We start from the raw sequence: 13574 nt of genomic DNA on the forward strand, positions 1-13574 counted from the left end.
GTAGAACGTGGATAGAAAAACCAAGATTGTCTGCACTCTCGGTCCCGCTGTCGCAAGCGCGGACGCGATCCTCGGCCTCGTTCGCGACGGCATGGATGTGGCCCGCCTGAACTTCTCGCACGGCGACCACGCGGATCACGAGCAGAACTACCGCTGGGTGCGCAAGGCCACCGACCAGACCGGCCGCGCCGTCGGCATTCTCGCCGACCTGCAAGGCCCGAAGATTCGCCTCGGCCGTTTTGCAGAGGGGCCGACGTACTGGGAGACAGGGGAGGAAGTCCGGATCACCGTCGAGGGCGTCCCTGGCACGCACGACCGCGTTTCGACGACGTACAAGAACCTCGCTAAGGACGCCAAGCCGGGCGATCGCTTGCTTGTCGACGACGGTAAGGTCGCCCTCGTGGTCACCTCCGTCGACGGCAACGACGTCGTTGCCAAGGTCACCGAAGGCGGCCCGGTCTCCAACAACAAGGGTGTCTCCCTGCCGGGCATGGACATCTCCGTGCCGGCATTGTCGGACAAGGACAAGGACGACCTCCGCTTCGCGCTGCGCCTCGGCGTCGACGTCGTCGCGCTGTCGTTCGTGCGCTCGCCGTCGGATATCGATCTGGTCCACGAGATCATGGACGAGGTGGGGCGCCGCGTTCCCGTCATCGCAAAGCTGGAAAAGCCCGAGGCTGTCGAAGCTCTCGAATCGATCATCCTCGCCTTCGACGCGGTCATGGTCGCCCGCGGTGACCTGGGTGTGGAAATCCCCTTGGAGCAGGTCCCGCTGGTGCAGAAGCGCGTGATCCAGATTGCGCGCGAGAACGCCAAGCCTGTCATTGTCGCCACGCAGATGCTCGACTCCATGATTGAGAACTCCCGGCCGACCCGTGCGGAGGCCTCCGACGTGGCCAACGCGGTGCTCGACGGCGCGGACGCCGTCATGCTCTCCGGCGAGACCTCGGTGGGCGTGGACCCGCACAACGTCGTGCGCACCATGAGCCGCATCGTTGCTGTCGCAGAGTCCATGGGTAGCGTGCCGCCGCTGAACCACATTCCGCGCACGAAGCGCGGCGTGATCTCGTACTCGGCGAACGACATCGCCAACCGCCTGCACGCCCGCGCGATCGTGACGTTTACGACTTCCGGCGATACGGCGCGCCGCGTCGCACGTTTGCACCCCGATCTGCCACTGCTCGTGTTCACGCCGATCCAGCAAGTGCGTTCCCAACTCGCGCTGACCTGGGGTGCAGAGACCTTCCTGTGCCCGGATGTCACCGGAACCGATGACATGGTGCGCGCTGTCGATGAGTACCTTCTCGCGATGGATCAGTACAACGAGGGCGACACGATGGTCATCGTCGCCGGCACCCCGCCGGGAATCCCCGGTACCACGAACACCATCCTGGTCCACCAGTTGGGAGAAGACACCACGCGCAGCTCCGCCCAGTCGCGGGAGATCTAAACCAGATCAGGCCTGGCAAACGTGCCCCACCACCAGTCAACCCAGCCTTGGGTTTCTGGGTGGTGGGGCACAGTCATTTCTGCACCATTCACCCATACCTGATCGACCGGACTGATGCCGTGCAAGGCGTTGAGGAACCACAGCGGGCGGGTAGGGCTGAGCTGGCCGTGCTCGATTGCGACTCCGGTTTCGATCGCACGGCGCACCACCTGTGAACGCGTAATGGAAGGCAAGGCCGTAGCAGTGGGAACCACGAGAGTGTCCCCGCGCCAGCCAACGAGTGCGCCTGTGGTCGTCTCGGCGAGGTGATCCAAGGCCACGTCGTCGGTCCCAGGCGCGCAGTATGCAGCGCGGTGGCTCGCGAGGCGCTGCAGGTCGGGACCCTTCACCAACGGTGCCGTGCGAGGTTCCGGCCAACCCTGCTGCGGCAGCGTGAGCGCTGTCGTGGTGCGGAGCGCAGGGGCGGGGCGGATTTCCAGGTAGATCCGGCAGGCGGCGAGCATAATCCGCGGGAAGAGATCGCCGGGCTGATCCAGCAGTTCCAACGCCTGGGCCCACAGGGCGTCGGGAAGCTGCCCTGCGGTGTGCTCGAACCGGGCGCGGTGTGCGTCGAAGCCGCTGAGTGTGCCGTTGCGGTGGCGCCACGAATCCACGCACGCAACCTCGTCCCAGTGCTTCGCATCGAGTGCGGGTTCGGTGTGAGGAACCCAGGCGTTGTCCCATACGTAGCGAGTCACTGGGTTGCCCCCGGTGAGGGCATGCCCGGCGCCGGGCCCGACAAAGCTGCTAGGACCGCGTCTGCCTTGAGATGCATCTCGGCGTATTCGGCGTCCGCCTCGGAATCCCACACAATTGCGCCGCCGGCGCCGACGGTCAGAGTTCGGCCGTCCTTGACCGCGGTGCGGATGACAATGTTGAGGTCCGCCGAGCCGTCGAAGCCGAGGTAACCGATCGTTCCCGAATACACCCCGCGGGGGCCGGCCTCGAGCTCGTCGATGATCGCGCAGGTGCGCTCCTTCGGTGCACCCGTCATGGAACCTCCGGGGAACGTGGCGCGGATGAGATCGACGAGACTCACGTCGCGGCGCAGCGTCCCCGTGACGGTGGAGACGAGCTGGTGCACGGTAGCGAAGCTCTCCACCGCCATCAGCTTCGGCACCGCGACCGAGCCGAACTCGCACACCCGGCCAAGGTCGTTGCGCACAAGATCGACGATCATGAGGTTTTCGGCGCGGGTCTTGGGGTCGTCGTAAAGCGAATGCGGCTCGGCGCTACGAGAGATTGTGCCTTTGATGGGTTTGGTCTCCACGCGGCGTCCGCGAACGGTGAGGAAGCGCTCGGGGGAGCTGCACAGGATCTCGCGGGCGCCGAACGAAAGGTAGGCGGCGTAGGGCGCGGGATTTCCGCGGCGTAGGCTGCGATACACACTGAATCCGTCTGCGGCAGCGTCGCTTTCGCAGTGGGTGGAGACGGCGTCGGTCAGGCACACCTCGTAGGAGTCACCCCGCGCCAGCGCAGTTTTGATCCGGTCGAACCTGTCGCGGTACTCCGCCCGCGTCATGCGCCAGGATCCGGGCATGAGCGACGCTGGATCCGCCGCCTCGCCGGGTGCATGCTTGACGACGCAACGCAGACAACCGCGCAGCTCATCCACGAGCGCGATTGCTTCGGCGTCGGACTCTGCCGCGTCGTGCAGCGCGAGGCAGTGGGCGACGCTGGCGGAGTGGTCGTAGACGACGAACGCCTGTGGTCGCACGAAGTATGCGTCCGGGCCTTCTGCCTGGTGGCTAGGACGAAAACCGGGCAGCGTCAGCGCCGCGCACTCGTACCCGAGGTAGCCCAGCCAGCCGCCGATAAACGGCAGAGCAGGCACGCCTGTGGTGTCGATTGCGTCATCGAGCTGCGCGTCCAGTTGGGCGAGGATGTCCGGGCCTGCGTCCCCGAGGCGGTAGGAGAGCGTACGGGCCTGGGAGCCGCGGGTCGTGCCGAGGATGCTGAACCCCTCCCCGGTGGCGGAATCGAGCCAGAAAACATCGGAGTCCGGGGCTGCGTCGCGAAGCTCTGCGATGGTGCGTTCGCAGTCGAGGTCGATGCTCTCGCTGCGGTGCAGCACCCGCCACGTGGTTCGAGGTGTGCGTTTCGCCCGAGGTGAGGTGGACGCGGGTGCGTCTGAGGCGTCGGAAAGCGAAGCGAGCCCGAGGAAGTTGCGGATGAGTTGTTCGCCGTGGTCGCTGAGGACGGACTCCGGGTGAAACTGCACTCCCCAGTGATTCGTCCCGGCGATGCGCAGGGCTTGAATCACCCCATCCTCGCTGCGGGCGTGGACCTCGATGCGGTGTGGTTCAGTCGGCTCGGCGACACGCAGCGAGTGGTAGCGCACCGCCGCGAAACCTTGGGGCAATCCATTGAAGATGCCCTGCCCGCTGTGGGTGATGGTCGATACCTGCCCGTGGTGCGGTTGTGTCGCACCGATGCTGCCGCCGGCGAGCAGCGCGAGCCCTTGGTGTCCCAAACACACACCGAGCACGGGGAGGTCACTGGCCGCTTCGATCACCAGGCGCGATCCGGCGAAATCCGCCGGGCTGGCCGGGGTGCCGGGGCCAGGGGAGATCACCACGTGAGTGAACTCCCCGCCGCGCACGCGGGAATCGATGCCGAGTGCTGCGACGTCGTCGGCACGCACGACCAGTGGCGCGGACCCCGCCGCGGAGGCGATGAGGTGCGCCAGGTTGTGCGTGTAGGAGTCGCGATTGTCGACGAGCAGAATCACCGCGAGATCGGAGTGGGCTCGATCTTCCACACCTCGGTGGCGTAGTCGCGGATGGTGCGGTCGGAGGAGAAGCGGCCGGATTCGCAGATGCTGGTCCAGCACATCCGCGCCCAGGCCAGCGGGTCCTCCTCGTAGTCGCGGGCCATCCGGTCACGGGTATCGCGGTAGTCCGCGAAATCGCCGAGAACGTAGTACAGGTCGGGGGTCTCCCAGCCGTTGCCGTCGAGAAGCGAGCCGCGGATGTCGTGGAACGCGCCGGTGCCGGCGTCGTCGAGGGTGCCGTCGACAAGCGCATCCAGGGCTCTCTTGAGACCGGGGACCTGGTCGTAGGCGGCCTGCGGGATGTACATTTCGCGCAGTCCGGGCAGCTGCTCCTCGCGGGCGCCGAAGATGTAGGCGTTGTCCTCGCCCACGGCGTCGACGATCTCGACGTTCGCGCCGTCCATGGTGCCGAGGGTGAGCGCGCCGTTCATCATGAACTTCATGTTCGAGGTACCGGATGCTTCCTTGCCAGCGGTGGAGATCTGCTCGGAGACGTCCGTTGCGGGGATGATGCGCTCGGCCGGGGAGACGTTGTAGTTCTCCACGAAAACCACGCGGATAACCGAGGAAACCTGCGGGTCGTTGTTGACCACCTCGCCGATGGCGTTGATGAGTTTGATGATGCCCTTTGCGCGCGTGTAGCCGGGAGCAGCCTTCGCACCGAAGATGAAGGTTCGCTTCGGAATGTCGGTTTCGCCGTCTTCCTTGATGCGGAAGTACAGGTCGAGAATGTAGAGCGCGTTCATTAGCTGGCGCTTGTACTCGTGAAGGCGCTTGATCTGGGTGTCGAAGATCGAATCGGTGTCGATCTCGTCGCCCTGGTGGTCGGCCAGCCACGCAGCGAAGTCAGCTTTGTTGGCTGCCTTGATCGCCTGCAGTTCCTCCATCACCGAGTCGTCCTCGGCGAAGTGGCGCAGCTCCGTGAGCTTGCTCAGATCCGTGGCCCACTCGTCGTTGCCGGCGAGGCGGTCGAGTAGGGCAGAGAGCTTCGGGTTGCACATGCGCAGCCAGCGGCGCGGGGTGACACCGTTGGTCTTGTTGTTGAACTTCTCCGGGTAGAGGTCGTGCCAGAAGCTCAGGGTGTCGCGTTTGATGATGTCGGTGTGTAGAGCTGCGACACCGTTGATCGAGTACGAGGCGTACGCAGCAATCCACGCCATGTGCACCTGGCCGTCGTGGACGGGGGCGTGGTGTTCGGCGGTCTCCGGCGCGACGCCGCGGGCTTCCATATCGAGGCGGTAGCGGCGGTCGATTTCGACGATGATTTCCCAGATGCGCCAGAACAGCTGCTTGAAGATGGCCACGTCCCAGGTCTCCAGGGCTTCCTGTAACACGGTGTGGTTGGTGTAGGCGAAGGTCGCCGAGGTTACCTCCCACGCCTCCTCCCAACCGAGGCCGTGCTCGTCCATGAGCAGGCGCATCAGCTCAGGGATCCCGAGCACCGGGTGGGTGTCGTTGAGCTGAACCGAGTTGTAGGTGTGGAACCCGGTCAGGTCGTCGCCGTGGTGGGCGATGTAGTTGTCGATCATCTCCTGCAGCGACGCGGAGACGAAGAAGTACTGCTGGCGCACGCGCAGCACCTTGCCGGCGAAGGAGGAATCGTTCGGGTAAAGCACGCGGGTCAGGTCGTGCACTGCCTCGCGCTCGAGGATCGCGTCGGTAAAGCGCTGGTGGTTGAACGCGTCGTAATCGAACTCATTGATCGGTTTCGCGTCCCACAAACGCAGGGTTCCGACGTTGCGGGTGCCGTAGCCGGTAATCGGCATGTCGTAAGGTACCGCGCGCACGCTCATGTCATCGAAGCACACGATGCGCTGCTGGGAGCCGCGGCGCACGATGAACGGGTAGAACGACTCTTTCCACGCATCGGGGTGTTCCTTTTGGAACCCGTCAACAAACTCTTGGCGGAACAGCCCGTAACGGTAGAGCAGGCCGTAGCCGGTCACGGGGTAGTCCTGGGTGACCGCGGAGTCGAGGAAGCACGCGGCGAGACGGCCGAGGCCGCCGTTGCCCAGAGCTGCGTCGTGCTCCGCCTCCATGATGTCGCTTAGCTCCAGCCCGTTTTCCTGCGCCACCTTCACCGCGTCCTCGACCAGGCCCAAGTTGGTGAGGTTGTTCAGCAGCGCGCGTCCCTGGAGGAACTCCGCTGAGAAGTAAGCCTGCTGCCGAGTCGCGGCGTAGGCCTTCTTTGTTGCGTCCCAGTCCTCGGCGAGCTGGTCTACGACAGCGGCGGACATGCCTGTCCAGAACTTCTTTACCGTGGAGTTTTCCGGGCGCGCCCCGGAGAAACCGCGGACGTGACCGGGGACAGTGGATGCGAAGTCAGGGGTGGGTGTCTTTGCATTCATGGTGTTCATCCTCGTTGTGTGAAGGCTCGCGGCGAGCAATAGCGGGGGTGGTTGGCCTGATTGGTGTGCCCTCGGCAGGCTCAGAAAGGCTGAGCTCGGCCGCCGAAGTGGGAGAGTGTTACTGGTGTACGAGACTACAACGCCCCCTACGGTCGCGCGGGTGCAGCCGGGGTGCGTCAGGGATGCGGCTCAAAAGCGACTCGGTGGTTACTCAGTGGTTACTCAGTGGCGAGCGAGGTACGTCATCACCGCGACCACGGCGGCGCGGTTGGCTGCGTCGATAGTTGGTTCGTACTCGGGGAGGAACGTGGACATGTGGTTGACCGGGACATCCTCATTGACCCGGTCGGCACGCACCGCGGCGTCCCACTGTTCGTGCGGGGTGCAACCGATGAGCCAGAAAAAGTACGGCACCCCGAAGGCCATGGGGATGTTGGGGAAGTCCTCCGACACCGTCTTGCGCGGCGCGTTGACGGAATCGGTGCCGAAGACGGCGTCGAAGTTGGCGCGGACGCGGTTGTAGACGATCGCGTCGTTGTCGAGCAGCTCGCCGTGGGCGAAATACTCAATCGTCGGCTTCTCCGTGCTGCCGGAGGCAAACACCTCGGCGTGGACGACGCGCTCGAGGGAGGCGTAGAGCCGTGCCTTGGTCTTGTCGCTGTAGAACCGGCAGTTCAGCGTCAGCTCGGCCTCACCAGGAATGATGTTGTTGGTGGATCCGGCCCGCATCTGCGCGACCGTGATCACGGCGAAATCGCTGGGGTCGACTTCGCGGCCGACCAAACCCTGCACGCGGGTAATGATCATCGCCGCCGTATACGTCGGATCGATGGCGTTGTGCGGCATGGATCCGTGGGCGCTGCGGCCGGGGATGCGGATGCGGATCGAGTCACACGCGGCGAACTGTGGGCCAGCCTTGCTCATCACCTGCCCAGCGCGCCCGGGCATGACGTGCATTCCGAAGCAGACGTCGGGGCGCGGGATCCGGTCGACAAGGTCGTCGTCGATCATCGCATTGGCGCCGGCGCCAATTTCTTCACCGGGCTGGAACAGGGCGATAAACGTTCCTGACCATGCTTCGCGGGTGTGATCCATGAAGTCGCACAGGCCCAGAAGTGCTGACGTGTGGATGTCGTGGCCACAGGCGTGCATGGTGCCCACCGGAGTGCCGTCAGCGCCGGGAACGAGTTTGTGCGAGGCGTAGGACACTCCGGTTTCCTCGGTCACGGGCAACCCGTCGAAGTCTGCGCGGTACAAGACAGTCGGTCCGTCGCCGTTGCGGAAAACTGCGACGATCCCGTGCTTGCCAATGGGGGCGATGATCTCACAGTCGAAGCGACCGAGCTCGACCATGATGCGCCGATGCGTTTCAGTTTCCTGCATCGATAACTCGGGGTTGGCGTGCAAAATCTCGTATAAGCGGCGCTGCCACACCGGGTCGATCTGGTAGCTGTCGAGGATGGACTGGAAATCCGGGGTCTCGCTCATCGTGTGTGTCGGCTCCTTTCTCAAGCGTGGATCGAGTGAGGTTTTAATCTCGTGTGCGATCTCGGTTCGTCATGGTTCATCGGGGTTAGTCATGGTGAGTCGTGGCCCCATGCTGTAGGTTCTGCGCTCCACTGTAGGAGCTCCGGTCCACGAACTACTGCAGCGACGGGTTGTAGCGCAGGCAATTGCGCGCTGGAGAACACTCCGTAGCGATGCGAATAGACGGCGCAATCGCACCGAGTGCGCGCTGCTGGTGCAGGTTTGCCACCATGCGGTCGCGGATGGCGTGTGGGGAGAGCGTGTTGACATATATCTTCGTGCCGCCCTCGAAGCCAGCAAGGGTGGAGACGCGCCACTTCAGGTTCACGCGCAGAGGCATCGGAATGTCGAGGTCGATGGGTTTGTGGTGCCACTCCTCATTGGTCGCCACCTCCGGGCCCGTTGCGGCGTGGGCGGCGTGGAGCATGTCGGAGAAGTCGCGCGCTTCCTCGGGACTCATGTCCCAGGGCTCTAAAGCGGCGGACTTGGAGTAGACCGTCACGGTGGGGAAACGGTGGCCGATGCCCGCGACGAGGATCGCGGTGTCGTTCTCCGCGATGACGAGGTTGTTGTAGAAGGCGTAGTTGACGCCGAACTCGTTGTACATGTTCGGGTTGTGGCGCAGTTTGGCTATTTCTTCGTCGTTGTTCACCCCGCGCTCGTCGATAGCAACGAGCTGCTTGTGCAGGTGCTCGAACGACGCGCCTGCAGGGGAGAGCCAGTTCTGGAATACCACGACGTAAGGCACGTAGCGGTTGGAGAAGTACAGATCGCGCATTGAGTCGATGGTCAGGGTGATAAACGCGTGGTGCTCCTCCGGCGTGAGTGTGCCCGAGGACGCGAGCTGCGAGGTGTCAGTCGCCCCGTCGATGTAGTGCCGTCTGGCGATGATCACGTCGTGCCCGCCTGCGAAGTAGGCCGGGGCGAGCGCGAGCAGTTCGGTATCGGTAGCCTGTTTTCCCGCAGCACCGAGGCGCTTGCGCACGATTTCCATGACGTGGCTGCGCCCAACGTCGATGGAGAGGTAGGACTCCATGCGCTCGCGCTGCTGAGGCGACATCTCGAAGCCGTAGTTTTTGTTCCAGTAGTCGTAGGAGACGATCTCGAACAGGTTGGGCACGCGGCGAAACTCCGCCTGGGTCTGGCCGAGCTCGTCCGGGGTGAGTCCGCGCAAAATCTCCCAACCGTTGCGGCGCACGATGCGTGATTTTTCCGGTGGGGTCTGAAGCTGATTGTCTTCGCAGAACGCGCAGGTCGACGTCGCAGCACCGGGGCTAAGCGGCTGGGGAGCGGCGGCCGGGGCGCTGAGGGGCCGGTCACCGCGGCCGGGAACGGTCCACACCTCGGTCCCCGAGAACGGATTGATCTGCTTGATGGTTCCGTCGGCCATCGTTGTCAGCGTCTCGTGATGCGAATGGAGATGAGATGTCATGGGGTTCAACAGTATTGGTTAGCCTGAATCTATGCCGATCATTCAGTTCGATGTCCTCGTCCCTGACGCGCAAGCCTCAGAGGTAGCCGCGGCCTTCCAGCGCGCATTGGACATCTTGGTCAAGCGCGGCCTGCTCGATTCCGGCAGCGCCGAGCACGCCGAGCCCCCGCTTGTCGACGCCTCCACGACCGCCCAACTCGAACAGGTCTACCGCACGGATCGCGGGTCTGAACCTGCCGACGACGGCGCGCGGGTGCACCGCTTTCTCATTCAGGCCCACGGAGTGGATAGCTACAACCGGCTCGCGATGGGCCTGTCGCGGATTTTGACTCCGAAGGCGGACCTTCCCAATGACCCTGTCGCGCTGATGATGGAGGAGCGCTTCGAGGTCGCGTCGATCTACCCGTGGACCGTGGAGATCCGCAGGTAGTCCACCGCGATGCGCGCACCTGCGGCTTCGAGCTCCTCGCGTGGGTCGCCGGTGGTGGGTAGTTGGACGCTGATGTCCGCTGCCGAGGCGGCGTCGGTAGCCGCGATATCGATGACTGCCGCCGTGGTCTCGCGCGCGGCCGCAAGCCCCAGCACGGTGGCCGCTACGCTTTCGTCCGACGAAGTCCCGTTGGTGCCACTCGTGATGACCAGTGACGCTCTATCGAGCAGCGCCGGGAGGTCGTGCAGCTGGGCGATGACGTGCGCGCCGGGGGCGACGGTGACGTGATCTGCCGTGCCGTGGAGGATCGATGAGAGCCAGGTGATCCCCACCGCGACCGCCCCGCCTGCGCCGATTCCTGGAGTGGAGGGGTCGACGCCGGCCACCTCGCACAGGCGAGCCAGACCCTGGTCCGCCCGAACGACCTCGTCCTCGCTCGCGCCGATGTGCGGTCCGTACACGCGGGCGGCGCCGTTGTCTCCGGTTGCAGCCACGGGGGCGTCGGCAAGCACGAGGAAGTCGAGTGACGCGGCCGGGATATTGGTCACGGCGGTGTCGAGGTCGGCGCACTCCGCCAAGCCGGTCGCGCCGGGGACGAGGTTGCGCCCGTTGGGGGCGAGCGGGTTCGCGCCGAGAGCGACCAAGATGCCCGTGCCACCGTCCAAGGTCGCGGCGCCGCCGGTGGACAAGACAATGCGGCTGGCCCCGCGGGTCTGGGCGTCCGCGATGAGAACTCCGGTGCCGTAGGTGTCTCCGGTGAGCGGGACGGGAGTGTCGCGGACGCGATCCCACCCAGAGGCAGCGGCGAGGTCGATAAACGCAGTCGCCGATGCGCTGTCGTAGACGTAGGTGGCGTCCGTCAGCCGCCCTGCGGCATCGGTCGTGGGCAAGGTAATAGTCTCACCGCCGAACATCGCCGACGTGCCGGGGCCGCCACCAGCCATCGGAGCGAAAACCACGTCAGCGTCGTGGATCACCGAACGCAGCCCGTCGGCAAGCCATTGGGCGGCGTCGTCGGCGCTGACATCGAGGGTGAGAACGCCCCCCGCGATGACGATGGTTGGGGAGGCGGCTGTCTCGGGTGCGGTAGTGGTCATAATCGGGGCGGAGCCTTTCGGGTGCGTTAATTCGGTGTAATGAGAATTGTAAGGCGATATGGCTGGCCTGCCGTAACGCTCCATGGGAGAGAGATATTTCACTGTCTTCACAGATTTTTATGGGTTGCACCCCATCCGGCGTATTGTGGAGGGCGTTGCAAACCTGCCGCTCGTTAGGTATTTGTTTGCAGACCACGGGCTTGCACCCATGCGCAACTATCGTCGCCCTATAGGAAGGTGAAAACCATGACTTCCATCGATCAGGAAGTAGCCGGCTACTACGACAAGCTGCTGAAGCGCAACGCCGGGGAACCGGAGTTCCACCAGGCTGTCGCTGAGGTTCTTGACTCCCTCAAGATCGTCCTCGAAAAGGACCCGCACTACGCCGACTACGGCCTCATCGAGCGCCTCTGTGAGCCGGAGCGCCAGATCATCTTCCGTGTCCCCTGGATGGACGACAACAACCAGATCCGCGTCAACCGCGGCTTCCGCGTGCAGTTCAACTCTGCGCTCGGCCCGTACAAGGGCGGCCTGCGCTTCCACCCGTCTGTGAACCTGGGCATCATCAAGTTCCTCGGCTTCGAGCAGATCTTCAAGAACTCCCTGACCGGCCTGCCCATCGGCGGCGGCAAGGGTGGCTCCGACTTCGACCCCAAGGGCAAGTCCGACGCCGAGATCATGCGCTTCTGCCAGTCCTTCATGACTGAGCTGTGGCGCCACATCGGTGAGTACCGCGACGTCCCCGCCGGCGACATCGGCGTGGGCGGCCGCGAGATCGGCTACCTGTTCGGCCAGTACCGCAGGCTCGCCAACCAGCACGAGTCCGGCGTCCTCACCGGCAAGGGCCTGACCTGGGGCGGTTCCCTGGTGCGTACCGAGGCCACCGGCTACGGCTGCGTCTACTTCACCAGCGAAATGATGAAGACCAAGGGTGAGTCGCTCGACGGTGCCCGCGTCATCGTCTCCGGCTCCGGCAACGTGGCAATCTACGCCATCCAGAAGGCCCAGGAGCTCGGCGCGACCGTCGTCGGCTTCTCGGACTCCTCCGGCTGGGTCGAGACCCCGAACGGCGTCGACGTGGATCTGCTCAAGGACATCAAGGAAAACCGCCGCGAGCGCGTCTCTGCGTACGTCGAAGAGGCCACCGGTGCGACCTTCCACGACTCCGGCAGCATCTGGAGCCTCAGCGCCGACGTTGCCCTGCCGTGCGCCACCCAGAACGAGCTCGACGGCGAGCACGCCAAGATGCTCGTCTCCAACGGCGTGAAGTACGTCGCCGAGGGCGCGAACATGCCGTCGACCCCGGAGGCAGTCGAGCACTTCCGCGAGAAGAAGATCAGCTTCGGCCCGGGCAAGGCAGCCAACGCCGGTGGCGTGGCTACCTCCGCTCTCGAGATGCAGCAGAACGCCTCCCGCGACTCCTGGTCCTTCGACTACACCGACGAGCGTCTGCACGCGATCATGTCGAACATCTTCAAGGTCACCGAGGCGACCGCGAAGGAATACGACCGCGATGGCGACTACGTCGTCGGTGCGAACATCGCCGGCTTCAAGAAGGTTGCTGACGCAATGCTCGCCCAGGGTGTGATCTAACTCCACCCACGAATGCGCCCCATCCCCGCAGACGAGCGCACACGAGGAGCTTTTACCCGTGTGCCGTCGGGGGTGGGGCGTTTTCATCGGTACGCTAGGGACTCATGTACCGCGTTTTTGAAGCTCTCGATGAACTCGTCCAGACTGTGGAGCAGGCCTACGGCGTGCCGATGACCTCCAATTGCATGGTTCCCCGCAATGAGATGCTCGCGCTTCTCGACGAATTGCGCAACGCGCTTCCCGTCGAAATCGACGACGCCCAGGACGTGCTCGACCAAAAGGACGAGATTCTTCGCGGGGCCCAGGAGCGCGCTGACGAGCTCGTCACCGACGCTGAGGATCAGGCTGATCGCATCATGCAGGACGTGCACTCCCAGACCGAGAGCATGCTTTCCGACGCCCAGTCGCGCGCAACCCTGCTCGTCGCCAACGCCGAAGAGGACGCCGATCGCATCCTCACCCGCGCCAACGAGGACGCGGACGCCACTGTGACCTCTGCGCGCAACGAGGCCGACCGGCTCATCGAGAACGGAAACCAGGAGTACCGCCGCAGCGTGGATGAGGGTCTCGCCGAGCAGCAGCGGCTCGTCAGCGAGTCCGAGGTCGTTCGCCGCGCCGATGATGAGGCGCGCCGGGTTGTCGACGAGGCACGCGCGGACTCGTCGCGTATGCGCACCGAGTGCGACGATTACGTTGACGCGAAGCTCGCCGAGTTCGAGGAGACCCTCAATACCGTGCTGCGCACTGTCTCGTCCGACCGTTCTGCCCTGCGCCGTGGCGCCGGGATTTCCGGCGACGGGTATGCGGGCCGCGGTCGTTCTGCTCAGGCTGGAAACTACTCGCGCCAGGGTGAGACGGACCAGGATTACTAACCCCTGCCATTCG

Annotated in this window: 10 protein-coding genes; 4 read left to right on the forward strand and 6 right to left on the reverse strand. The window is 64.5% G+C overall.

Annotation, left to right across the window (positions count from 1 at the left end):
* The first annotated feature begins 7 nt into the window (after positions 1–7).
* A complete protein-coding gene (gene pyk, locus VVR41_RS00100) occupies positions 8–1450 on the forward strand; it encodes a pyruvate kinase (RefSeq protein WP_368523097.1) in 1443 nt (480 codons plus the stop codon).
* Here pyk and VVR41_RS00105 read toward each other — a convergent pair.
* The 5 genes from VVR41_RS00105 to VVR41_RS00125 all read right to left on the reverse strand — a co-directional run bounded on the left by VVR41_RS00105 (position 1447) and on the right by VVR41_RS00125 (position 9569).
* Positions 1447–2187 (reverse strand): aminotransferase class IV, encoded by a 741-nt coding sequence (locus tag VVR41_RS00105; protein WP_368523098.1) that lies wholly within the window; start codon positions 2185–2187, stop codon positions 1447–1449. The genes pyk and VVR41_RS00105 overlap by 4 nt on opposite strands.
* Positions 2184–4220, reverse strand: a complete 2037-nt coding sequence (gene pabB, locus VVR41_RS00110) for an aminodeoxychorismate synthase component I (RefSeq protein WP_368523329.1) — start codon at positions 4218–4220, stop codon at positions 2184–2186. The genes VVR41_RS00105 and pabB overlap by 4 nt, the downstream gene beginning before the upstream one ends.
* Entirely contained in the window at positions 4217–6610 is a 2394-nt protein-coding gene (locus tag VVR41_RS00115; RefSeq protein ID WP_368523099.1) for a glycogen/starch/alpha-glucan phosphorylase, read from the reverse strand. The genes pabB and VVR41_RS00115 overlap by 4 nt, the downstream gene beginning before the upstream one ends.
* A 222-nt stretch (positions 6611–6832) precedes the next feature.
* Positions 6833–8098 carry an amidohydrolase gene (locus tag VVR41_RS00120; protein ID WP_368523100.1) on the reverse strand — a complete coding sequence of 422 codons (1266 nt, stop codon included), beginning with the start codon at positions 8096–8098 and terminating at the stop codon, positions 6833–6835.
* Between the two features lie 154 nt (positions 8099–8252).
* Positions 8253–9569: a DUF4921 family protein gene (locus VVR41_RS00125; RefSeq protein ID WP_368523101.1), complete on the reverse strand. Its 1317-nt coding sequence runs from the start codon at positions 9567–9569 to the stop codon at positions 8253–8255.
* A gap of 31 nt (positions 9570–9600) precedes the next feature.
* Here VVR41_RS00125 and VVR41_RS00130 point away from each other — a divergent pair, with 31 nt between their 5' ends.
* Positions 9601–9999, forward strand: a complete 399-nt coding sequence (locus VVR41_RS00130) for a hypothetical protein (protein ID WP_368523102.1) — start codon at positions 9601–9603, stop codon at positions 9997–9999.
* On the opposite strand, the gene VVR41_RS00135 is transcribed toward VVR41_RS00130, so the two are convergent.
* Entirely contained in the window at positions 9969–11096 is a 1128-nt protein-coding gene (locus VVR41_RS00135) for a glycerate kinase (RefSeq protein WP_368523103.1), read from the reverse strand. The genes VVR41_RS00130 and VVR41_RS00135 overlap by 31 nt on opposite strands.
* A gap of 246 nt (positions 11097–11342) precedes the next feature.
* Here VVR41_RS00135 and gdhA point away from each other — a divergent pair, with 246 nt between their 5' ends.
* The gene (gdhA, locus tag VVR41_RS00140; protein WP_368523104.1) at positions 11343–12689 is read left to right on the forward strand and encodes an NADP-specific glutamate dehydrogenase; all 1347 of its coding nucleotides are present in this window, start codon (positions 11343–11345) and stop codon (positions 12687–12689) included.
* Positions 12690–12793: 104 nt separating this feature from the next.
* Positions 12794–13561: a DivIVA domain-containing protein gene (locus VVR41_RS00145; RefSeq protein ID WP_368523105.1), complete on the forward strand. Its 768-nt coding sequence runs from the start codon at positions 12794–12796 to the stop codon at positions 13559–13561.
* Positions 13562–13574 lie beyond the last annotated feature (13 nt).

Source organism: Corynebacterium sp. LK2510, assembly GCF_040946405.1.
In the GTDB taxonomy this organism is placed as follows: domain Bacteria; phylum Actinomycetota; class Actinomycetes; order Mycobacteriales; family Mycobacteriaceae; genus Corynebacterium.